The organism is Aurantimonas manganoxydans SI85-9A1, assembly GCF_000153465.1.
In the GTDB taxonomy this organism is placed as follows: domain Bacteria; phylum Pseudomonadota; class Alphaproteobacteria; order Rhizobiales; family Rhizobiaceae; genus Aurantimonas; species Aurantimonas manganoxydans.
In genome coordinates, this window is record NZ_CH672387.1 from 128,652 (window position 1) to 150,158 (window position 21,507).

At 66.7% G+C, this 21,507-nt stretch carries 18 protein-coding genes; 11 read left to right on the top strand and 7 right to left on the bottom strand.

Annotation, left to right across the window (positions count from 1 at the left end; translation table 11 throughout):
* Window positions 1-24 precede the first annotated feature (24 nt).
* Entirely contained in the window at window positions 25-981 is a 957-nt protein-coding gene (locus tag SI859A1_RS00930; RefSeq protein ID WP_009208003.1) for a hydroxymethylglutaryl-CoA lyase, read from the top strand.
* A gap of 413 nt (window positions 982-1,394) precedes the next feature.
* The gene (locus SI859A1_RS00935) at window positions 1,395-2,594 is read left to right on the top strand and encodes a CaiB/BaiF CoA transferase family protein (protein WP_244400848.1); all 1,200 of its coding nucleotides are present in this window, start codon (window positions 1,395-1,397) and stop codon (window positions 2,592-2,594) included.
* A gap of 30 nt (window positions 2,595-2,624) precedes the next feature.
* Here SI859A1_RS00935 and SI859A1_RS00940 read toward each other — a convergent pair whose 3' ends face one another.
* From SI859A1_RS00940 to SI859A1_RS00955, 4 genes are read right to left on the bottom strand one after another with little or no spacing between them, the layout of a single operon-like run.
* On the bottom strand, window positions 2,625-3,569 hold the full coding sequence (locus SI859A1_RS00940; protein ID WP_009208005.1) for an ABC transporter permease: 945 nt from the start codon (window positions 3,567-3,569) through the stop codon (window positions 2,625-2,627).
* Complete coding sequence (locus SI859A1_RS00945) at window positions 3,566-4,501, bottom strand: ABC transporter permease (RefSeq protein WP_009208006.1); 936 nt, start codon at window positions 4,499-4,501, stop codon at window positions 3,566-3,568. The genes SI859A1_RS00940 and SI859A1_RS00945 overlap by 4 nt, the downstream gene beginning before the upstream one ends.
* Window positions 4,498-5,967 carry an ATP-binding cassette domain-containing protein gene (locus tag SI859A1_RS00950; RefSeq protein ID WP_009208007.1) on the bottom strand — a complete coding sequence of 490 codons (1,470 nt, stop codon included), beginning with the start codon at window positions 5,965-5,967 and terminating at the stop codon, window positions 4,498-4,500. Before SI859A1_RS00950 ends, SI859A1_RS00945 begins: the two co-directional genes overlap by 4 nt.
* A 10-nt stretch (window positions 5,968-5,977) precedes the next feature.
* Window positions 5,978-6,988, bottom strand: a complete 1,011-nt coding sequence (locus tag SI859A1_RS00955) for an ABC transporter substrate-binding protein (protein WP_009208008.1) — start codon at window positions 6,986-6,988, stop codon at window positions 5,978-5,980.
* A gap of 353 nt (window positions 6,989-7,341) precedes the next feature.
* On the opposite strand from SI859A1_RS00955, the gene SI859A1_RS00960 reads away from it, so the two are divergent.
* Window positions 7,342-8,112 carry an SDR family oxidoreductase gene (locus tag SI859A1_RS00960; RefSeq protein WP_040326116.1) on the top strand — a complete coding sequence of 257 codons (771 nt, stop codon included), beginning with the start codon at window positions 7,342-7,344 and terminating at the stop codon, window positions 8,110-8,112.
* Between the two features lie 77 nt (window positions 8,113-8,189).
* Window positions 8,190-9,281 (top strand): TRAP transporter substrate-binding protein, encoded by a 1,092-nt coding sequence (locus SI859A1_RS00965; protein ID WP_009208010.1) that lies wholly within the window; start codon window positions 8,190-8,192, stop codon window positions 9,279-9,281.
* A 75-nt stretch (window positions 9,282-9,356) separates the two neighbouring features.
* Here the strand turns inward: SI859A1_RS00965 and SI859A1_RS00970 are convergent, their stop codons facing one another.
* The 3 genes from SI859A1_RS00970 to SI859A1_RS00980 form a co-directional block, all read right to left on the bottom strand.
* Window positions 9,357-10,127, bottom strand: a complete 771-nt coding sequence (locus SI859A1_RS00970) for a MauE/DoxX family redox-associated membrane protein (protein ID WP_009208011.1) — start codon at window positions 10,125-10,127, stop codon at window positions 9,357-9,359.
* 184 nt (window positions 10,128-10,311) lie between these two features.
* Window positions 10,312-11,211, bottom strand: coding sequence for a response regulator transcription factor (locus SI859A1_RS00975; RefSeq protein ID WP_009208012.1), 900 nt, complete (start codon window positions 11,209-11,211; stop codon window positions 10,312-10,314).
* Window positions 11,208-14,591: a hybrid sensor histidine kinase/response regulator gene (locus SI859A1_RS00980; protein WP_009208013.1), complete on the bottom strand. Its 3,384-nt coding sequence runs from the start codon at window positions 14,589-14,591 to the stop codon at window positions 11,208-11,210. Before SI859A1_RS00980 ends, SI859A1_RS00975 begins: the two co-directional genes overlap by 4 nt.
* Before the next feature lie 309 nt (window positions 14,592-14,900).
* On the opposite strand from SI859A1_RS00980, the gene urtA reads away from it, so the two are divergent.
* The 7 genes from urtA (at window position 14,901) to SI859A1_RS01015 (ending at window position 21,486) form a co-directional block, all read left to right on the top strand.
* The gene (gene urtA, locus SI859A1_RS00985) at window positions 14,901-16,169 is read left to right on the top strand and encodes an urea ABC transporter substrate-binding protein (RefSeq protein ID WP_050767389.1); all 1,269 of its coding nucleotides are present in this window, start codon (window positions 14,901-14,903) and stop codon (window positions 16,167-16,169) included.
* Between the two features lie 154 nt (window positions 16,170-16,323).
* The gene (urtB, locus tag SI859A1_RS00990) at window positions 16,324-17,250 is read left to right on the top strand and encodes an urea ABC transporter permease subunit UrtB (protein ID WP_009208015.1); all 927 of its coding nucleotides are present in this window, start codon (window positions 16,324-16,326) and stop codon (window positions 17,248-17,250) included.
* Window positions 17,251-17,260: 10 nt separating this feature from the next.
* Window positions 17,261-18,409 carry an urea ABC transporter permease subunit UrtC gene (gene urtC / locus SI859A1_RS00995; RefSeq protein WP_009208016.1) on the top strand — a complete coding sequence of 383 codons (1,149 nt, stop codon included), beginning with the start codon at window positions 17,261-17,263 and terminating at the stop codon, window positions 18,407-18,409.
* 11 nt (window positions 18,410-18,420) lie between these two features.
* Window positions 18,421-19,167 carry an urea ABC transporter ATP-binding protein UrtD gene (gene urtD / locus SI859A1_RS01000; protein WP_009208017.1) on the top strand — a complete coding sequence of 249 codons (747 nt, stop codon included), beginning with the start codon at window positions 18,421-18,423 and terminating at the stop codon, window positions 19,165-19,167.
* A gap of 11 nt (window positions 19,168-19,178) precedes the next feature.
* On the top strand, window positions 19,179-19,868 hold the full coding sequence (urtE, locus tag SI859A1_RS01005; protein WP_009208018.1) for an urea ABC transporter ATP-binding subunit UrtE: 690 nt from the start codon (window positions 19,179-19,181) through the stop codon (window positions 19,866-19,868).
* Window positions 19,869-19,910: 42 nt separating this feature from the next.
* Entirely contained in the window at window positions 19,911-21,140 is a 1,230-nt protein-coding gene (fmdA, locus tag SI859A1_RS01010; RefSeq protein WP_009208020.1) for a formamidase, read from the top strand.
* Window positions 21,141-21,144: 4 nt separating this feature from the next.
* A complete protein-coding gene (locus SI859A1_RS01015) occupies window positions 21,145-21,486 on the top strand; it encodes an FmdB family zinc ribbon protein (protein WP_009208021.1) in 342 nt (113 codons plus the stop codon).
* Window positions 21,487-21,507: the final 21 nt, after the last annotated feature.

A 21,507-nucleotide genomic window follows, 5' to 3' on the forward strand; every position in this document is an offset into this window, starting at 1 on the left:
CGTTCAACACCCAGGGAGACCAGCATGGCCGACTATCCGACACGCGTGAGGATCAACGAGGAGGGACCGCGCGAGGGCTTCCAGTTCGAGAAGGGACCGATCGCGACGGCCGACAAGATCGCGCTGATCGATGCCCTGTCGCAGGCGCGGCTGCCGCAGATCCAGGTGGCGTCCTTCGTCAATCCGGCCCGAGTGCCGGGCATGGCCGATGCCGACGCCGTGGTCGCCGGCATCACCCGCGCGCCGGGCACGACCTACACAGCGCTGTGGCTGAACGAGAAGGGTTTTGACCGGGCGCTGGCCCATCGCGGCCAGATCGATCTCAAAGGCTCGATCTCGATGGTCGCGTCGGAAAGCTTCATGCTGCGCAACCAGAACCGGGATTTCGCGGAGAACCGCCGGGTCCAGACGCGCATGGTGGCGCGCTATGTGGAGGCGGGGCTGACCGTCGAGCGGGCGTCGATGATGGCGGCCTTCGGCTGCAATTTCGAGGGCGAGGTGCCGGTCGCGCGCGTCCTCGCAGTGATGGCCGAGACCTTCGAGATCGCCGCGGAATGCGGCGTCACGATCAAGACCTATTCCCTGGCCGACACCATGGCCTGGGCGACGCCTGCGGCGGTGCAGCGGGTCGTCGGCGCAGTGCGCGAGCGCTGGCCGGACCTGAAGGTCGCGCTGCATCTGCATGACACGCGCGGCATGGGCATCGCCAATGCCTTTGCCGGTCTGCAGATGGGCGTCGACACCTTCGATGCCTCGGTCGCCGGGCTCGGCGGCTGTCCGTTCGCCGGGCACAAGGCCGCCGCCGGCAATGTGTGCAGCGAGGATCTAGCGTTTCTCTGCGAGGAAATGGGCATCGAGACCGGGATCGATCTGGAGGCCCTGTCGGAAGCAGCGCGGCTTGCCGAACAGGTCGTCGGCCATGCGCTGCCCGGCAGCGTGATGAAGGCCGGCCGCCTCAACGCCTATCGCCGCGCCGCCTGAGGGATCAAGTGCGTCCGGGGCGGGCTCTCAGTCCGTTCCGGCCCGGTCGCGCCTCTGGTGGTGGCGGTCTCAAAGGATGCCCGCGTGGCGACGGATGCGAAGACCGCGAGGTCGCGCAGTTCCATTGGACATCGGACGTGACCGTTCAGGCGAAGCTGGTGGGTGGAAAGAGATCGGACAATCACGCATGACTCGGCATGCGATGCCGTGCCGCCGGGGGAGGCGGCCCGTCGTAGCGGCGGAGCAGATCGCACGCCCGCTTCGCAAAGGGGGGAGGACTTATGACAAGGCATGCTGCGAACATGGTTGCGCTGGGGAACGTGGACGAGATGATCGCCAATTCGATGCCGGTCCGCGTGCCGGGCGTGGGCGCCCCGTTCCCCGACCCGTCCATCCGGAGCTGAGCCATGGGCATGGAACCAGCCACGCGCCTGCCGCTTGCCGGCATTCGCGTCCTCGACTTTGGACATACGGTGATGGGCCCGACCTGCGGGCTGATCCTGGCTGATCTCGGGGCCGACGTGATCAAGATCGAGCCCGCTCCCCGCGGCGATCCGACCCGGACCCTGACAGGCTTCGGGACCGGCTTCTTCGGCTTCTTCAACCGCAACAAGCGCTCGATCGCGCTCGATCTGAAGACGGCGGAGGGGCAGGAGATCGCCCATCGCCTGGTGCGCAGCGCCGACGTCCTGGTGGAGAATTTCGCGCCGGGCACGATGGACCGGCTGGGCCTGTCGGCCGAGACGGTGGCCGCGCTCAATCCGCGCCTCGTCAATGCCAGCCTGAAGGGATTCCTCAAGGGGCCCTACGACAACCGGCTGGCGCTGGACGAAGTCGTGCAGATGATGACCGGCCTCGCCTACATGACGGGGCCGCCGGGACAGCCGCTGCGGGCGGGCACCTCGGTGGTCGACATCACCGGAGGCATGTTCGCGGTGATCGGCATCCTTGCGGCCCTGATGCAGCGGGGCGAGACCGGCAAGGGCGCAGCCGTCGGCTCTGCCCTGTTCGAATCCTGCGTGTTCCTGGTCGGCCAGCATCTGGCCTATGCCTCGCAGATCGACGAAAAGGTGCCGCCGATGCCGGCGCGCCGCTCGTCCTGGGCGGTCTACGAGCTGTTCACCCTCGAGGATGGCGAGCAGATGTTCGTCGGGATCACCACCGACGCCCACTGGCAGCGTTTTTGCGCGGCCCTGCAGCGTGATGATCTGGGCAGCGATCCGGAACTGGCGACCAACAACCAGCGCGTCGCCGCGCGCGGCCGGCTGATCCCGGTCATCCAGGAGATCTTCCGCGGTCTCGATTCGGCGGCGGCGACCGCGCTCTGCGAGGCGGCGCGCATTCCCTTCGCCCCGATCGCGGAGCCGGCGGATCTGTTCGACGATCCGCATCTGGAAGCGACCGGCGGGCTTCTGCCCGTCACCATGCCCAACGGGACGAAGACGAGGCTGCCGCGGCTGCCGTTCCAGATCGCCGGCCACGATCTCGGCATCCGGTCCGATCCTCCGGCCATGGGCGCGGACACCGACGCGCTGCTCAAGGAACTGGGTTATGACGACACGGCGATCGCCACGCTGCGCCAGTCCGGGGTCATCGTGAGCCCGGCGGACTGAGACACCTGACTCCCCGATCGCTACCGGTTCTCAGCCTCTGACCGGCCGACTGCCGGCGGCGACGATGGCGATGATGATGAGGCCGGTCATCAAGAGGCGGACGCCGGCGCCGAGGCCGTAGGAATTCAGCATCGAGACGATGAGGAACAGGAACAGCGCGCCGGCCCAGATGCCGGGGACGTTGGAGCGGCCGCCGCCAATGGATGAGCCGCCGATGACCACGACGGCGATCGAGGTCAGGAGATATTCGGTGCCCATGTTCAGCGCGGCCCCGCCGGAAAAGCATGAGAGCAGGAAGCCGGTGAGCCCGGCGAGCCCGGCGCAGAGAACGTAAGTGATGGCCCGCACCGCATCGACGGGCACGCCGGCGAGCCGCGCGGCGCGCGGGTTCTGGCCGCTAGCGGACAGATTGCGCCCATAGGCGGCGCGATTGAGCGCCACCCAGGCGATGACCGCGATGACGAGCGCCAGCCAGGCGACGTTCGGCACGCCGAGGCTGCGACCGATGGCGAAATCGGACAGCGCCTCGGGCGGCTTGATGCGGATGCCACGGTTCGACCAGATCGCCAGCGACAGATAGACGAAGGACGAGGCAAGGGTCGCGATGATCGGCGGGATGCGCAGGAGCTTGATCAGCGCGAAATTGGCGATGCCGGCACCAAGGCCGATGCCCAGCGCGACCAGAAGGCCGACAAGCGCGACATCCGCCCCGGCCGCGCCGCCCATGTATTTCAGCGATACGGTGCCCGCGAGCGTCATGGTCGCCGGGATCGACAGGTCGACATTGCCCGGTCCCAGCGTGATGACGAACATCTGGCCGAGACCGACGATGACCGAAAAGGCCGAGAAGGTCAGCGCCGCGACCAGAAGGCCGGTGCCGCCGGCGGTCTGCCCGATGGCGGCTGTGAAGGCGAAGGTGATGCCCGCCGCGACGAAGGCCCAGATCCAGGCGCGCGAGAAGAGCGTCGCGATCATGCCGCCACGCCCCGGTTGCGCCGCCGGACCGAAAGAAGCAGCCGCGCCGCGAGCACGATGATCAGGATGAACCCCTGGGCGCCGATCTGCCAGTCGGGCGACAGGCGGATGAACGACAGGAAGCTGCCGGCCAGGGCCAGCGTCAGGGCGCCGATCACCGCACCGACGGGCGAGATGCGGCCGCCGGTGAACTCGCCGCCGCCCAGAATGACGCCGGCGATCGACAGCAGCGTGTAGCGCAGCGCGATATTGGCGTCCGCGGCGGTCGACAGGCCGACCAGTGTCATGCCCGACAGGATGCCGAAGACCGCCGACAGGGCATAGGCGCTGGCGCGCAGGCGGATCAGCGACCAGCCGGCCCGGGCCAGCGTCCGCTCGTTGCCGCCGAAGCCGCGCAGCACGGTGCCGAAGGAGGAGCGCATGATCAGGAGATGGGCGAGGCCGGCAATGAGCACGCTGGCGACGATCGCCATCGGCGCGATCGGTGGCTTGGCCGTCATCAGCCAGCGCAACCAGCCCGGCGAGGCACCGCCCGGCGAGGGCAGGATCATCAGCGCCAGCCCGGCCCAGACGAAGGACATGCCGAGGGTGACGACGATGGCCGGCAGGCCGCGGGCCTGGATCAGCGCACCCAGCCCGGCATAGGCCAGAACCGACGCCGCCAGGATCGCGGCGCCGATCAGCGGCGCGTCGTTCAGCCATGTGGCGGTGACGCAGGCCACGAAGCTGACGAAGGTGCCGACCGACAGGTCGATGTCGTTGACCATGATGATGATCATCTGGGCGACCGTGGCGAGCGCGATCGGCACCGCCAGGTTGAACAGCAGGTTCAGCCCCAGATAGCTCATCGTGCGGGGCTGGATGACGAAGACCGCCCCGAGCAGGAGCGCCAGCGAGAGCACCGGCAGGAGAATGCGCAGATTGGGCTTCATGCGGCCTGACCCTGCATTTCGAAGCTGTTCGACAGGATCTGCTCCTCGGAGATCGCGGCGCCGGTCAGCTCGGCGGCGATGGCGCCGTTGCGATAGACGAAGACGCGGTCGCACAGGCACGTCTCGTCGATCTCGGTCGAATACCAGAGGAAGGTGCGGCCGGCGTCGGCCTCGTGTCGGATCATCTCGTAGACCTGGGTCTTGGTGCCGATGTCGACGCCGCGCATCGGGTCGTCCATGACGACGATCGGGGCCTGCGTCGCCAGTGCCCGGGCGAACAGCACCTTCTGCTGGTTGCCGCCGGACAGGGACAGGATCGGGTTGTCGATGTCGTCGGTGCGGATGCCGATCTTCTCGCGCCAGTCGTCGGCGAGGGTCCGTTCGCCGTCTGCGTCGACCATGCCCCGGCGTGTCAGGCGCGGCAGGGCGGCAAGCGTGGCATTGCGCAGGATCGACCACAGCGGAAAGATGCCGTCGCGGCCGCGGTCACCCGCGACGAAGACCGCCTGCGGTGCCCGGGCCCGCCAGTTCGAGGTCTGCGACAGGTAGAAGGCGGCCAGCGCTTCGGCCTGGCCGTGGCCGGCCAGCCCGGCAAGGCCGACGATCTCGCCGCGCCGTGCCTTCAGCCCTTCGGGCGTCGACAGGATGTCGTCGCCCTGCGGGCGCACACGCTGTGCGGCCTTTTCTGAGGCGACATGGCCCATCGCCGAGACCAGCGATTGCCGGGTGAAGTGCCCGGCCTCGCGGTCAGCGATGACGCGGCCGTCCTTCATCACGGCGATCCGGGTCGCCACGTCGAAGACCTCGCCCAGCATGTGGGAGATGAAGATGACCGAGCCGCCCCCGGCGCAGAAGCGGCGGACATGGGCAAGCAACTGCCCGGCGATCGAGCCGTCCAGCGAGGAGGTTGGTTCATCCAGAATGACCAGCCGCGCCGGTTCGGCGCCGTCGGCAAAGCCGATCGCCACCTCGACCATCTGGCGCTCGGTCAGCGTCAGGTCGCCGACGATTGCCTCGGGCTGAATGCGGTGGCCGAGAAAGATCTTGTCGAGCGCGGCCATCACGCGGCGCGCCGCCCGGCCGCGCCAGCCGCGACCGGTGAGGTCGCGCTGGGAGATGCGAACATTCTCGGCGACGGTCAGATTGGGGCAAAGCGACAGTTCCTGATGCACGGCGCGCACGCCGGCACGGCGCCGCGCGATCTGGCCCGAACCGTCGGTGCCGTCGGCAAAGCCATATCGGACCGCGCCGTCGGTCGGCTCCAGATTGCCGTTGATCAGATTGACCAGGGTCGACTTGCCGGCCCCGTTATGGCCGACGAGGGCGAGGCATTCGCCGCCCGTCACCGTCAGATCGACCGTATCGAGAGCCCGGACCGGCCCGAAGGATTTGCGCGCGCTTTGAAGCGCGACCAGAATGTTTCCCCGGGGGCCGGCTGCCCCCGGAGCGTCACTGCCTGTCGTCATCGGGCCGAACTCAGTTGGTGCCGGCGATCACGCCCTGGGCGTCTTCCAGCGTGTACTCGACATTGGCGACGCCGCCCTCGGGCGTCGTCTTCAGGGCCTCGTCGAGCCCGTCCTGGTCGATCCGCAGGAACGGCACGGTCAGATCCTTCGGCACCTCCTTGCCGTCGAGGATCTGCTGGGCGACCCAGAAGGCGAGGGTGGACACACCCGGCGCGATCGAGACCGACATGGTCTCGTAGCCATTGGCGTCGCGCTGCTCGGCCCACCAGGTCAGCTCGTCCTGGCGGTTGCCCATGACGATGATCGGCGTCGGTCGGCCAGCGGCCTCAAAGGCTTGGGCGGCGCCGTAGCCGTCGCCGCCCTGGGTCGCGACGCCGACGACTTCCGGCAGCGACGGCAGCACGCCGGCGACGGCCTTCTGCGCCACGTCCTGCGCCCAGTCGCCATGCACCGAGCCGACGATCTTGAACTGCGGGTTGGCCTCGACGCCGGCGTGGATGCCGGACGAGATGGCGTCGTCGACGAAGACGCCGGCGAGGCCTCGGATCTCGAGCAGATTGCCGCCGTCGGGCAGGCGGCCCTTCAGATAATCGATCTGGTCGGCGCCCATCTGCTTGAAGTCGACGGCGATCCGCCAGGCGCAGGGCTCCTCGACGATGCCATCGAAGGAGACGACCGTGATGCCGGCATCGCAGGCTTCCTTGATGGCGCCGTTGAGCGCCGTCGGCGACGCCGCATTGATGACGATGGCGTCGTAGCCCTGCAGGATCATGTTCTGGATCTGCGCGGCCTGTTCGGTGGCCTGGTTCTCGGCGGTGGTGAAGGCGTCGGCTTCGGCGACGATACCGTCGGCCACGGCCTTGTCGGTCACGGTCTTCCAGCTTTCCAGCATGGCCTGGCGCCAGGAATTGCCGGCGTAATTGTTGGACAGCGCGATGCGCTTGTCGGCGGTCTCGGCATGGGCGCCGGTCGCAAGCATGATGGTGGCTGCCGATACGGCAGCTTTCAGAAGCCTCGTCATGATGTCCTCCCAGACGGTGATCGGCCGCACTTCTCCCGATGCGGCAAAGCACCGATGAACCGGCGCCTCGGGAAGGTAATCACAGAGTGCGGCGCACAAACCAGTGCGATCTGTCGTCGGGCCGCGAAACTTTGCCGTTATCTTGCGGACAGCGCGTGTTTCTGCCGCGGCCGCTTACTCGCTTAATACCGCATGACAGTCCGGGACGAATCGTATCGTATGCCATCCGCTGCGAGGGGAGGGTGGACGCCGGATACGGGGGCATCCAGCGGCCGGGAGACTGGATGGCGGACATGGCGATAGACGAAAAAGGCCGGACCGTGGCGAAGCGCGTGACGTCACGATCCGCGCCGATTGCCGTGCCCGGCCTGTTTTCGCTCGACGGGCAGGTGGCGCTGGTCACCGGCGCGAGCCGGGGGCTCGGCCTGGAGGTCGCGCGGGCCATGGCAGAGGCGGGTGCCCGGGTCGTTCTGGCCGGCCGCGACCGGTCGCGCGTGGAAGCGGCGGCCGGCAGCATCCGCGGGACCGCGCATGAGCCGGTCGGCGCCGTCTTCGATTTCACCGACCCCGATGCGACACGTGAAGCGCTGCGCCGAATCCATGCAGACGCTGGCCGGATCGACATCCTCGTGCACAATGCCGGGGCCCGCGATCGCAAGCCGCTGGCGGAGTTTTCCGACGCCGACATCCGCGCGCTCATCGACACCAATCTGACCGCCGGCATCGTCCTTGCCCGCGAGGCGGCGGCGCTCATGGTGCCGCAGGGTTCTGGCCGGCTGATCATGATGACGTCGATCGCCGGACATGTCGCCCGCGCCAACGACGCGGTCTATACGGCCTCCAAGCACGGCCTGACCGGTCTGGTGCGGGCGCTGGCGGCCGAATACGGCCCGCACGGCATCACCAGCAACGCGATCGCGCCCGGCGGTTTCGCGACGGAAGCCAATGCCGAGATGATCGCCGATCCGAAGGCCGTGGAGCATTTCGCCGGCCGGTCGCTGATCGGGCGCTGGGGACAGCCGCGGGAGATCGCCGGCGCGGCCGTGTTCCTGGCCTCGCCCGCGGCATCCTACGTCACGGGGCATGTCCTCGTGGTGGACGGGGGCCTGACGACGGCGATGTGAACATGCGGCGCGGCGCCAAGCGCACGCGTCGGGGAGGTGCCCGGACCCCATCCGGGCATGAAAACGGGGGAAGAGCAATGGACCGCAGAAACTTCATGGCGACGGCCGGACTGGGCGCCGTCGGCAGTACGCTCGCCGCACCGGCGCTGGCGCAGTCGCAGCCGGAGGTGATCTGGCGCCTGCAATCGAGCTATCCGAAATCGCTGAACACGATCTACGGCGCGGCCGATTCCTTTGCGAAGGCCGTGACCGAGGCGACGGACGGTCGCTTCCAGATCCAGGTCTTTGCCGCCGGCGAGATCATTCCGCCGCTGAGCATCGTCGACGGCGTCCAGCGCGGCACGGTCGAGATGGGCCAGACCGGCTCGTATTTCTATATCGGCCAGGACCCGGCCTTCGCCTTCGGCACCTGCATTCCGTTCGGCCCGAATGCCCGCCAGCAGAATGGCTGGTTCTACGAGGGCGGCGGCAACGACCTCTTCAACGAGTTCTGCGCGACCTACGATCTGGTCCATTTCCCGGCCGGCAACACCGGCACCCAGATGGGCGGCTGGTTCCGCAAGGAGATCAACAGCGCCGAGGATCTGAAGGGCTTGAAGATGCGGATCGGCGGCCTCGCCGGCAACGTCCTGCAGCGGCTCGGCCTCGTCCCCACGCAGATCGCAGCGGGCGACATCTATCCCTCGCTGGAGCGCGGCACGATCGACGCGGCCGAATTCGTCGGCCCGCAGGACGATCAGAATCTCGGCCTGTCGAAGATCGCGCCCTTCTATTACTTCCCGGGCTTCTGGGAGGGCGCCGCGTCGCTCAGCTTCTTCATCAATCTGGAGAAGTGGAAGGCGCTGCCGGCCAGCTACCAGTCGATCGTGCGGACCGCGGCAATGGCCGCCGGCACCGAGATGACGGCGAAATACGACGTCCAGAACCCGATCGCCCTTGCCCGCCTGCTGTCCGAGGGCACGCAATTGCGCGCCTTCCCGCAGGACGTCCTGCAGAAGAGCTACGCTGCGGCGAGAGAAGTCTATGCGGAACTCGGCGAGAAGAGCCCGGCTTTCAAGAAGCTGCTCGACCACCAGATGGAATATCGCGACCGGACCTACCAGTGGTGGCGGATCTCCGACTACAGCTATGACACGCTGATGCTGCGCGCCGCGCAGGAACAATGGTGAGCAAGGTCGGCTGAGCGAACAGATTCCAGGCGGCGAGGTGTCAGCCTTGCCGCCCCCGGATAGCAGTGCCGGGTCTCAGCCCCACAGCATCATGCGAAGGGGCATCCACAGGCCCATGCCGATCATCACGAGGTTCTCGGTCAGCGACACGAAGCCCAGGGGCACGTTCGAGCCGCCGCCGACGCAGGCGCATTTGAGTTCGCGCTTCTGCACATAGACCGCATAGAAGACCGACACGGCGCCGATGGTTCCGATGATCAGCGCGATCGGCGCCGACAGCCAGGTGAGGGTGCCGGCGATCATCAGCACGCCGGCCAGCGTCTCGCCGAACGGGTAGATCTTGCCGTAGCGCACCCATCGCTTGGCCAAGAGGTCGTAATTCAGGAGCATGGTCGAGAAACTCTCGACGTCCTGCAGCTTCTGGATGCCGAGCAGGCACATGGAGATGGCGAAGAACCACTCGATCGCCCGCAGGGTGAAGATCGTCTGATAGGCGGCGAAAGAGACCGCCAGCGCCATCAGGAAGGCGACCGAGAAGATGGCGATCACCGGCTGGTAGGTGGTCTCGTCCTCAGACTGGACCGACTTGCCGAAATGTTCGCGCAGGTCGGTGTAGCCGCCGACGCGATCGCCGCCGATGAAGATCTGCGGCGTCGTCTCGACCCCATGCTTCGCCTTGAAGGCGTCGGTCTCCTCGCGGGTGGTCAGCCAGTTGTCGTCGACCGTGAACCCTTCGCGCTCGAGAAGGTCCTTCGACTTCAGCCCGTAGGGGCAGACATGCTCCTCCATGACCATCCGGTAGAGGACGGCCGACGGATTCCTGTCGTTCGCTGCGGCGTTGCTCATGCCTCATTATCCTTCCTGCGGCGTCCCTCTTGCCGCCTTGCCGTTACCTTTTCGGGCTAAGCAGTTGCGGGCGCAGAAGTTCCCGCAGGTCGCCGCCGGGTGCAGGATCTGCCGGAATCTCGAACGGGAACGGGTGAAGGAATAGGACGGCCGGGGAACGGGCCGCGCTCTTGCCGGCGGGCGATCAGACGAATTCGCGGATCTGCTCCATGGCGATCGCCGTGGCGGCCGAACGGTTCTCGACGCCGAGCTTGCGGAAAATCGTCTCCAGATGCTTGTTCACCGTCCGCACGCTGAGCTTTAGGATGTCGGCAATGTCCTGGTTGGACTTGCCGCGCGACAGCCACAGCAGCACCTCGGCCTCGCGCGGCGAGATCGGCAGTTTCGCATTGAGGGACGCGATCAGCGTCGCGTCGCTGGCGACCTGCGAGACCCGCAGCAGGAACTCGCCGTCCCCTGCCTCGCCGAGGAAGGCGAAGCTCAGCCCGGTGCCGGTGTCCGTCGCCGATGCACGGCCCTGGCGCAGGCTGGCGAGGATGGTCTTCAGGACGCCTGCGGCGATCGGACCCTCAGCGGCCTCCAGAATGTGGCGGCGGGCCCATGGCGTCGTCCAGAGAACTTCGCCCGACGCGTCGATGGCAAAGAGATGCCGACCGGCGCTGTCGAGGGCAAGCCGAGCCGAACGGGTCTTGCGGGCATTCGCCTGGTGGACGCGCATGCGGGCGAAGACCTGCTCGATGACGACGGGCTTGGTGACGTAGTCGACACCGCCGGCCTCGAAGGCCTCAAGCACGTGCTCGGTCTCGCTGAGCCCGGTCATGAAGATTACCGGAATGTCGGCCAGACGGCTGTCGGCCTTGATCTGGCGGGTGGTCTCGAACCCGTCGGTGCCGGGCATGACGGCATCCATCAGGATGATGTCGGGGATCGTTCGGCGGGCGATGGCGAGTGCCCGCGACCCGCTGGCCGCCACGAGTACTGTCATGCCCTCGTCCTCCAGCGCCGTGCGCAACAGGCTGATCGTGTCGGGCGAATCGTCGACCACGAGGACGGTGGTGCGGTGGCCGCCGCGTTCCGCGATCATCGCCCGCCTCCCGCCAGAAGCGCCTCGACGGCATCGAAATCCATGCGCTCGACGGCGGAACGGAGCTGCGCGACTCCGGCCGCGACGCCCGGGTCACGACGGGCGATCTCGTCCAGCTTGGCGTTGATCCCCCGCATATGGCCGATCTCCACCAGCGCCAGCAGGTCGCTGCGGTCGATCTCCGCAAGATCGCGAACGCCGCCGAGATCGGCACTTTCACCGGACGCCGCGGCCGGTGCGACCAGCACATCGTCCGCCGCTTCGTCGTCATGTAGCCATTCGAGGCCCAGCGTGCGGGCGATGGTGTCGAGCAGGGTGTCGATCACCAGCGGCTTGGACACCCAGTCCGCGATCGGTCCGCTGATCGACTGGGGCCGGGCGTCGGCCGACAGCATGACGATCCGGCTCGCGATCCCGCCCGCGGCGATGCGTTCGGCGACCTCCCAGCCGCTCTGGCCGGGCATGCTGACGTCGAGAATGACGAGGTCCGGCTCGGCGAGACGGGCCATGCGCAGGCCGGTCTCGCCGCCGTCGGCTGTGAGCACGGTGAAGCCGATCGGCGTCAGGATTTCCTCGACCAGCTGCCGATGCACCGGCTCGTCGTCGATGACCAACACGGTCCGGCGTTCGCCGCGATAGCCGGTGACTTCCCGGCGCTGGGTCACTACCCCGACGGGGGCGACGACGGTCGCCAGCATCAGGCGGACCGTGAAGGTGCTTCCGACCCCGAGCGTCGAGGCCAGGCGGACGTCGCCGCCCAGGATCTCGGCAAGCAGCTTGGTGATGGTAAGCCCGAGCCCCATGCCGGGCACCGGCCGTGCGGCGCCGTCCTCGATGCGCTCGAAGGGCTCGAAGACGCGTTCGACATGCTCCTCGGCGATCCCCGGTCCGGTGTCGGAAATGGCGAATTCGGCGATCTGGCTGCGATAGCGCACCGTCAGGGTCACCTGACCCTCGCGGGTGAACTTGATGGCGTTCGACAGGAGATTGATCAAGATCTGCCGGGTGCGCTTGGCGTCGCCGCGCACGATGTCCGGCAGGGCCCCCTCGACCCTGTAGACGAAGCCGATGCCGGCATTGCCGGCCTGCAGCCGGAACATTTCGACGATCTGCGACAGGAGCGGGCCGAGGCCGAATTCGTCGCGGTAGATTTCCAGCTTGCCGGCCTCGATGCGAGAGATGTCGAGCAGCCCGTCGATCAGCCCGGCCAGATGCTCGCCGCTGCGGCGGATCACCTTCACGCCCTCGCGGCGCTTTTCGGGAATGGCCGTATCCTTGTCGAGGATCTGGGCGAAGCCGAGCAGCGAATTGAGCGGCGTGCGCAATTCGTGGCTCATGCCGACGACGAAGCGCGTCTTGGCGAGGCTCGCCGCCTCGGCCTTTTCCTTGGCCCGCTGCAACTCGGCGTCGGTGATGCGATGCGCCTCGATCTCGCGGGTCAGAAGCCCGGTCTGGTGCCGTGTCTCCTCGAGCGCGACGCGGCGGCTTTCATGGGCGAGGACGAAGACCCAGGAGGCGATGCCGATGAAGATGATCAGGATGACGAAGACCTGCGCCAGCACCATGGCCGCGGTGGACGGATCGGCCGAGCGGGTCAGGGTCGCCTGCAGGTAGATCAGCGACAGGGCGGCGGCGCTGAAGCCGATCAGGGTCAGGAAGATCGCCAGATAATGGCCGCGGGCGGAATCGGCGAAGGCGGCGAGGCGGGTGGAGACGTTGCGCGCCAGCCCGTCGACGATCTGTTCGCGGGCCCGGCTGCCGGTCTTGCAGAGGTCGTTGCAGCGCGCGTCGAGCGTGCAGCAGAGCGAGCAGATCGGCCCGGCATAGGCCGGACAGGACGCCATGTCCTCGCGCTCGAATTCGTGCTCGCAGATGCAGCAGGCCAGTGTCGGCAGACCGGCCCAATCATCGCGCGCCCTGCGGGCCAGATAATAGCGGCCGTCGGTGGCATAGGCGATTGCCGGAGCCGCGACGAAGGCGGCGATCAGCGTGACGAACACCGACAGGGCGGCCAGGAGCTCGCCGAACAGGCCCACATGGGCGAGGGCGCCGAGGATGATGCCGGTGCCCATGGCGCCGAAGCCGACCGGGTTGATGTCGTAGAGATGCGCCCGTTTGAACTCGATATGGGCCGGCGACAGGCCGAGCGGCTTGTTGACGACGAGATCGGCGACGAGGGGCGCGACCCAGGCGACCGCGAGGATCGCGTAGAGCGCCAGGATTTCCTCCAGCGCCTGGAGGATGCCCATCTCCATCAACAGGACGGCGATGGCGACGTTGAAGATCACCCAGACGACGCGGCCCGGATGGCTGTGGGTGAGCCGGGAGAAGAAGTTCGACCAGGCGATCGACCCGGCATAGGCGTTGGTGACGTTGATCTTCATCTGGGCGATGACGACGAACAGTCCGGTGGTCCACAGCGCCGCGGTCGCGTCCGGAATGATCGCCTCATAGGCGGTCAGATACATCACGGTGGGATGATGGGCCTCGGCGATTGACAGGCCCTGCCCGACCACGAAGACCGCCAGCATCGAGCCGGCGAGGATCTTCAGCGTGCCGACGATGATCCAGCCGGGGCCGCCGGCGATCAGCGCGGTCCACCATGCGACGCTTCGGCCGGCCCGGCGCCGCGGCATGAAGCGCAGGAAGTCGACCTGTTCGCCGAGCTGCGCGGTCAGGGCGAAGAGGATCGCCGTCGCGCCGCCGAACAGCAGGATGTCGAAGCTGCCGTCGCCGCGGGTGCCGGTATAGGCCGCCCATTCGGCGTCGGGCAGGCCGCCGGCCAGCGCAAGGGCGACGAAGGGGGCGACGTTGAGCAGCACCCAGATCGGCTGGGTGATCGTCTGGAAACGACTGATCAGGGCGATGCCGTGGGTCACGATGGGGATGACGGCGACGGCGCAGACGATGTAGCCGGCCCATAGCGGCAGGCCGATGGTTATCTTCAGCGCCATCGCCATGATCGCCGCCTCGATGGCGAGGAAGATGAAGGTGAAGCTCGCATAGATCAGCGAGGTCACCGTCGAGCCGAGATAGCCGAAGCCGGCACCGCGGGTCAGGAGGTCGATGTCAACGCCGTATTTGGCGGCGTAGAACGAGATCGGCAGGCCGGCCAGGAAGATCAGGATGGCGACGCAGGCGATGGCGGGCAGGGCGTTGGCGACGCCGTAGCTCAGCGTCACCGTGCCGCCGATGGCTTCCAGCGCCAGGAACGAGATGCCGCCCAGCGCCGTCATGGCGATCTGCATGGGGGTGAAGCGCCGGGCGCTCTTGGCGGTGAAGCGGAGGGCGTAGTCTTCCAGCGTCTCGTCGGCGACGAACTGGTTGTAGCTGCGGCGCACCCGGAGGATGCGCTGGGGCGCGCTGCGCGGGTCGTTCACGCCGCGTCCCGGGAGAGGCACAGACAGCCGTCCTGCATTCGCGTCCTCACATTGTCGCCGCGCCGTGTGGCGTGGTCGATGGATGACAGCGACCGCCGGCCCGCGGTCCCCGTTTCCGCACACAGGAATCTGCCGCCCGTCCTGTCGCAAAGGCCCGTCCGCATGGCGGGATGATGGGGCCTGACGGTCAGCACCGGAATACGTCAATCTGCGTATTGTTGCCCTGCAGCATTCGTCGCGATGATCGCCCTGTCAACCGAGTGGTCAGTCCGGACCGCCGGGCTCATTCATCCAAAGACGGGGTTTCAGATGACAGACGCGACCAGAGGTGACGGCCTGCGCTCCAGGCTGCGACGCCAGCTTCTGCTGGGAACCGCGGCGGCGTTGACGCTTGCCGTGACCGGTGCGGGCGCCGCCTTCGCCCAGACGCCGCCGACCGAGGAGGTGAACACCACCGGCCTCGCGGTCACCGAAGACACCGTGAAGGTGGGTATCCTGCATTCGGTCACCGGCACCATGGCGATCTCGGAGACCGGCTCCGTCCAGGCCGAGAAGCTCGCCATCGAGCAGATCAACGCCATGGGCGGCGTCCTCGGCCGCAAGATCGAATACACCCAGGAAGACGGCGCCTCTGACTGGCCGACCTTCGCCGAGAAGGCCAAGAAGCTGCTCGTCGAGGACAAGGTCGCGGCGGTGTTCGGCTGCTGGACCTCGGCATCGCGCAAGGCGGTTCTGCCGGTCTTCGAGCAGTATAACGGCATGCTCTACTACCCGACCTTCTACGAGGGTCTCGAGGAGTCGCCCAATGTGATCTACACGGGTCAGGAAGCGACCCAGCAGATCCTGTCCGGCATAGACTGGGTGGCCAAGAACAAGGACGCCAAGAGCTTCTACCTGCTCGGCTCGGACTATATCTGGCCGCGCACCTCCAACAAGATCGCGCGCAAGCACATCGAGAAGCTCGGCCTGAAGGTCGTCGGCGAGGACTATTATCCGCTCGGCCACACCCAGTTCAACTCGGTCATCAACAAGATCAAGCTGAAGAAGCCGGACGTCATCTACGCCATCGTCGTCGGCGGCTCCAACGTCGCCTTCTACAAGCAGCTCAAGGCCGCCGGCATCGACATGACCAAGGAGGACCCGGTCCTCCTGACGATCTCGGTGACCGAGGACGAGATTCGCGGCATCGGCGGCGAGAACATCGAGGGCGCCTACGCCGCGATGAAGTATTTCGAGAGCCTGCCGAACGAGAACAATCAGAAGTTCGTCGCCGACTTCAAGAACATGTGGGGCGAGGACATCGTCATCGGCGACGTGACCCAGGCCGCCTATCTCGGCCCCTGGCTGTGGAAGGCCGCGGTCGAGAAGGCCGGCAGCTTCGACATCGACGCGGTTCGCGAAGCGTCCCCGGGCATCGAGCTGACCACCGCACCGGAAGGCTATGTGCGGATCCACGAGAACCATCACCTCTGGTCCAAGACGCGCATCGGCCACGCCCAGGCCGACGGCCAGTACAAGGTGGTCTACGAGACCAAGGAACTGATGGAGCCCGATCCATTCCCGGAAGGCTACCAATAAGCCGCAACGCTCCGGCGGGCCGTCCCTTGCGGACGGTCCGCCGATCGGGCGGCCCGCCGGCCCTTGCCCGATCCAGCCGTCTTCCCGCCCGCGCCTCGTTCCGCTTCCCGCGACCCGTGCGCCGAGCCCCCTTCCGCCCAACAAGGAGCCCCGGATGTTCTCCGACTATTCCTGGAGCGAACTCGGATCGATCTTCGCCATGCAGGGCTTTGCCGGGCTGGTGCTGTTCTCGGTCCTGGTGCTCATGGCCCTCGGCCTCGCGATCATCTTCGGCCAGATGGGCGTCATCAACATGGCCCATGGCGAGTTCATGATCCTGGGCGCCTATGTGACCTATCTGGTCGCTGGCTTCTTCGAAGCCTTCCTGCCGGCGCTGGTGCCGATCTCCTTCTTTGTGGCGGTTGTTCTGGCGTTCTTCGCCTCCGGCGCCCTCGGCGTCGCGGTCGAGATGAGCCTGATCCGCTTTCTCTACAAGCGTCCGCTCGACACGCTGCTGGCGACTTGGGGCCTGTCGCTGATCCTGCAGCAGACCTATCGCACCGTCTTCGGCGCACGTGAGGTCGGCGTCACCCTGCCAAGCTGGATGATGGGCTCGCTGCCTCTCACCGACATCATCGAGATCCCGATCAACGGGTTGATCGTCATGGCGATCACGCTTCTGATCACCCTCGGCGTCTACCTCGTCATGTTCCGCTCGCGGCTCGGCGCGCAGACCCGCGCCGTCGTCCAGAACCGCACCATGGCGGGGGCCGTCGGCATCGACACCGAAAAGGTCGACCGGATGACCTTCGGGCTGGGCTGCGGCATCGCCGGCGTCGCCGGCAGCGCCTTCACCATGATCGGCTCGACCGGGCCGAGCGCCGGCCAGCTCTACATCGTCGACACCTTCCTGGTCGTCGTCTTCGGCGGCGCGGCAAGCCTTCTGGGCACCATCGCCTCGGCCTTCACCATCTCCCAGGCCCAGTCGACCATGGAATTCTTCCTGTCCGGGTCGATGGCCAAGGTGCTGACCCTCCTGACCGTCGTCGGCATCCTGATGCTGCGACCGCAGGGCCTGTTCACCCTCAAAGTCCGCCGGTGAGGATCAAGCCATGACGAAGTTCCTGTCTTCCAACGGCCGATACGAGGCGATCGGCTTCCTCCTCCTCGCAGCCCTCCTGATCGTCGTGATCCCCGCGATGACCGACGCCTTTCGCCTCAACCTCGTCGGCAAGTACCTGACCTACGCCTTCGTCGCTGTGGGCCTCGTCCTGTGTTGGGGCTCGGCCGGCATCCTCAGCCTCGGGCAGGGCATCTTCTTCGGCCTCGGCGGCTACTGCATGGCCATGTTCCTGAAGCTGGAGGCCTCGACGCCGGAGGCGACGGCGATCCAGTCCACCCCGGGCATTCCGGACTTCATGGACTGGAACCAGCTGACCGAGCTGCCTTTCTTCTGGGAGCCGTTCCACTCCTTCGGCTTCACCCTTCTGGCGGTGGTGCTGGTGCCGGCGATCCTGGCCTTCGTCATCGGCTTCGCGATGTTCACCCGGCGGGTCGGCGGCGTCTATTTCGCCATCATCACCCAGGCCATCGCCGCGATCCTGACCATCCTGATCATCGGCCAGCAGGGCTATACGGGCGGCGTCAACGGCATCACCGACCTGCGAACGCTGCACGGCTGGGACATCCGCACCGACGACGCCAAGACGATCCTCTATTTCGTCAACGCGCTGCTGCTGCTCGGCGCCATCGGCCTGTCGATGCTCGTGCGCAATTCCAAGCTCGGCCGCATCCTCGTCGCGCTGCGCGACAAGGAGGATCGGGTGCGCTTCTCCGGCTACGACGTCGCCGCCTTCAAGACCTTCGTGTTCTGCTTTGCCGCGGCGCTTGCCGGTGTCGGCGGGGCGATGTTCACCCTGCAGGTGGGCTTCATGTCGCCGACCTTCGTCGGCATCGTGCCGTCGATCGAGATGGTGATCTTCTGCGCCGTCGGCGGGCGCCTGTCGCTGATCGGCGCGGTCTACGGCACGCTGCTGGTCAACTGGGCCAAGACCTCCTTCTCCGAGAGCTTCCCGGAACTGTGGCTGTTCGCCATGGGCGCCCTGTTCATCGTCGTCGTCATGGTCTTCCCGAACGGCCTGGCCGGCATCTTCACCAGCCACGTGCGGCCGCTGATCGACCGGTTCCTGCGCCGCTCGCCCGCACCGCTCGCCGACCGCCGAACGCCCGATGCCGCGGTCGGTCCCGCCGCCGCCGAATAAGGATCCGCGCCATGACGACACCCAAAGAGTTTCTTCTGGCCGTGGAAGGTCTCACCGTCTCCTTCGATGGCTTCAAGGCGGTGGACGATCTCTCCTTCTACGTCGATCCAGACGAGATCCGCGTCATCATCGGCCCGAACGGCGCCGGCAAGACGACGGCCCTCGACCTGATCTGCGGGCGCACCAAGGCGTCCTCCGGCTCGATCCGCTTTCGCGGCCAGGAGCTGACGAAGATGAAAGAGCACCAGATCGTCCATGCCGGCGTCGGGCGGAAATTCCAGAACCCGTCGATCTACGACGATTTGACGGTCTTCGAGAATCTGGAGATTTCCTTTCCGCGGGGACGCACGGTGTTCGGAGCGCTGGCCTTCAAGCGCGACGCGGAGGTGCGCGACCGGGTGGAGGAGATCGCCGAGATGATCTTCCTCGCCGACCATCTGGACGATCGCGCCGAGTTCCTCAGCCACGGCCAGAAGCAGTGGCTGGAGATCGGCATGCTGCTGATCCAGGACCCCGAGCTCCTGATGCTCGACGAGCCCGTCGCCGGGATGAGCGTGTCGGAGCGGGTCAAGACCGCCGAACTCCTCAATCGCATCATCAAGGGCCGCTCGGTGATCGTCATCGAGCACGACATGAAGTTCGCCGAGGACATCGCGACACGGGTCACCGTGCTGCACCAGGGCAAGGTCATCTCCGAGGGCGACATGGCCCATGTGAAGGCCGATCCCAAGGTCGTCGAAGTCTATCTCGGACACTGAGGAACACGCCGATGCTGAACATTTCCGACCTGCATGTCGCCTATGGCTCGAGCGAGGTGCTGCACGGGCTGACCTTCGACGTGGCGCCCGGCGAGATCGTCGCCGTCATGGGCCGCAACGGCATGGGCAAGACGACGCTGATGAAGTCGCTGATGGGGATCGTGCCTCAGTCCTCCGGCGCCGTGATGGTGGACGGCACCGACATGTCGGGCGCGAAGAGCCACCAGCGGGTGAAGGGCGGTCTTGGCTACGTTCCGCAGGGGCGTATGATCTTTTCCACCATGACGGTGCGCGAGAACATCGAGACCGGCCTGACGGTGACCGGCGAGAGCCAGGTGCCGGAGGACATCTACGAGCTGTTTCCAGTGCTTCTCGAGATGAAGGGGCGGCGCGGCGGCAATCTGTCCGGCGGCCAGCAGCAGCAACTGGCGATCGCCCGCGCGCTCGCCTCGCGGCCCAAGGTCCTGCTCCTCGACGAACCGACCGAAGGCATCCAGCCCTCGATCATCCGCGAAATGGGCCGCACCCTGAAGCGCATCCGCGACGAGAAGGGCCTGTCCATCGTCGTCTCCGAACAGGTCCTGTCCTTCGCCCTCGACATCGCCGACCGCGTGCTCGTCCTGGAGAACGGCGACCTCGTCCATGACGAGCCGGTGGACGGCGCCGACGAGGCGCGGATCGCCAAATATCTGTCGGTCTGACCGGCAACCATTCCCGAAGCCGAAACGAAGGAGCGCAACGGCATGACCGACACCCTGATCAAGGTCGATTTGACCCAGTCGCCGCATGACAACGAGATGGTCCACAATCGCTGGCATCCCGACATTCCGATGGCCTGTTGGGTCAATCCGGGCGACGACTTCAAGGTCGAGACCCATGACTGGACCGGCGGCCAGATCAAGAACGACAACGACGCTTCCGACGTGCGCGACGTCGAGCTCGAACAGGTGCATTACCTGTCCGGCCCGATCGGGGTGAAGGGCGCCGAGCCAGGCGATCTCCTCGTCGTCGACATCCTCGACATCGGCGCCTTCGAGGAGAGCCTGTGGGGCTTCAACGGCTTCTTCTCCAAGCAGAATGGCGGCGGCTTCCTGACCGAGCACTACCCGCTGGCCCAGAAGTCGATCTGGGATTTCGAGGGCATGTTCACCAAGTCGCGCCACGTGCCGGGCGTGCGCTATGCCGGTCTCATCCATCCGGGCCTGATCGGCTGCCTGCCGGACCGGGCCATGCTGGACGACTGGAACACCCGCGAGAAGGCGCTGTTCGACACCGATCCGGACCGGGTGCCGACGCTGGCGGCCCTGCCTAACACCCAGTCGGCTCACATGGGCAAGCTGACGGGCGAGGCGAAGGCCAAGGCGGCGGCCGAGGGCGCGCGCACCGTGCCGCCGCGCGAGCATGGCGGCAATTGCGACATCAAGGATCTGTCGCGCGGCTCGAAGGTCTATTTCCCGGTCTATGTCGACGGGGCCGGGCTCTCCATGGGCGATCTCCACTTCAGCCAGGGCGACGGCGAGATCACCTTCTGCGGCGCCATCGAGATGGCCGGCTGGCTGCACATCAAGGTCAGCCTGATCAAGGGCGGCATGAAGAAATACGGGGTTAAGAACCCGATCTTCCGGCCTTCGCCGATCACGCCGAAATACGACGACTACCTCATCTTCGAGGGCATCTCCGTCGACGAGGCCGGCAAGCAGCATTATCTCGACGTCCACATCGCCTATCGCCAGGCCTGTCTCAACGCCATCGAATATCTGAAGAAGTTCGGCTATTCCGGCGCCCAGGCCTATTCGATCCTCGGCACCGCGCCGGTCCAGGGTCACATCTCGGGCGTCGTCGACGTGCCGAATGCCTGCGCCACCCTGTGGCTGCCGACGGACATCTTCGAGTTCGACATCATGCCGGGCAATGACGGGCCGACGAAGTTCCTCGACGGCTCGATCGACATGCCCATCGCGCAGGACCTGTAAGGCGATGCCCTTCTACGACTATGATTGTGCCGATTGCGGCACCTTCACCAGTCTGCGCCCCATGGCGCAGGCTGGTGAGCCCTGCGATTGCCCGTCCTGCGGCGACAGTGCTCGCCGAGTCATCCTCTCGGCACCGCGGCTGTCGACCATGGATGCCGGCCGCCGCACGGCCTTCGCTACCAACGAACGCAGCGCCAATGCGCCGCGCTCGGGTGGCAAGAAGCACGGCGCCGGCTGTTCCTGCTGCGCGGCGCCGGGCGGCCGGGCGAAAGCCGGTGCGACGCTGACCATGCCGACCGGCGCCAAGACCTTTCCCGCCAAGCGGCCGTGGATGATCAGCCACTGACTGGAAACGGGTAGGGGACAG

What these genes read in the sequence shown, in the direction of transcription:
- SI859A1_RS00930 (WP_009208003.1), top strand. Translation starts at nt 25, where the DNA reads ATGGCCGACTATCCGACACGCGTGAGGATCAACGAGGAGGGACCGCGC.
- SI859A1_RS00935 (WP_244400848.1), top strand. Translation starts at nt 1,395, where the DNA reads ATGGAACCAGCCACGCGCCTGCCGCTTGCCGGCATTCGCGTCCTCGAC.
- SI859A1_RS00940 (WP_009208005.1), bottom strand. Translation starts at nt 3,569, where the DNA reads ATGATCGCGACGCTCTTCTCGCGCGCCTGGATCTGGGCCTTCGTCGCG.
- SI859A1_RS00945 (WP_009208006.1), bottom strand. Translation starts at nt 4,501, where the DNA reads ATGAAGCCCAATCTGCGCATTCTCCTGCCGGTGCTCTCGCTGGCGCTC.
- SI859A1_RS00950 (WP_009208007.1), bottom strand. Translation starts at nt 5,967, where the DNA reads ATGACGACAGGCAGTGACGCTCCGGGGGCAGCCGGCCCCCGGGGAAAC.
- SI859A1_RS00955 (WP_009208008.1), bottom strand. Translation starts at nt 6,988, where the DNA reads ATGACGAGGCTTCTGAAAGCTGCCGTATCGGCAGCCACCATCATGCTT.
- SI859A1_RS00965 (WP_009208010.1), top strand. Translation starts at nt 8,190, where the DNA reads ATGGACCGCAGAAACTTCATGGCGACGGCCGGACTGGGCGCCGTCGGC.
- SI859A1_RS00970 (WP_009208011.1), bottom strand. Translation starts at nt 10,127, where the DNA reads ATGAGCAACGCCGCAGCGAACGACAGGAATCCGTCGGCCGTCCTCTAC.
- SI859A1_RS00975 (WP_009208012.1), bottom strand. Translation starts at nt 11,211, where the DNA reads ATGATCGCGGAACGCGGCGGCCACCGCACCACCGTCCTCGTGGTCGAC.
- urtA (WP_050767389.1), top strand. Translation starts at nt 14,901, where the DNA reads ATGACAGACGCGACCAGAGGTGACGGCCTGCGCTCCAGGCTGCGACGC.
- urtB (WP_009208015.1), top strand. Translation starts at nt 16,324, where the DNA reads ATGTTCTCCGACTATTCCTGGAGCGAACTCGGATCGATCTTCGCCATG.
- urtC (WP_009208016.1), top strand. Translation starts at nt 17,261, where the DNA reads ATGACGAAGTTCCTGTCTTCCAACGGCCGATACGAGGCGATCGGCTTC.
- urtD (WP_009208017.1), top strand. Translation starts at nt 18,421, where the DNA reads ATGACGACACCCAAAGAGTTTCTTCTGGCCGTGGAAGGTCTCACCGTC.
- urtE (WP_009208018.1), top strand. Translation starts at nt 19,179, where the DNA reads ATGCTGAACATTTCCGACCTGCATGTCGCCTATGGCTCGAGCGAGGTG.
- fmdA (WP_009208020.1), top strand. Translation starts at nt 19,911, where the DNA reads ATGACCGACACCCTGATCAAGGTCGATTTGACCCAGTCGCCGCATGAC.
- SI859A1_RS01015 (WP_009208021.1), top strand. Translation starts at nt 21,145, where the DNA reads ATGCCCTTCTACGACTATGATTGTGCCGATTGCGGCACCTTCACCAGT.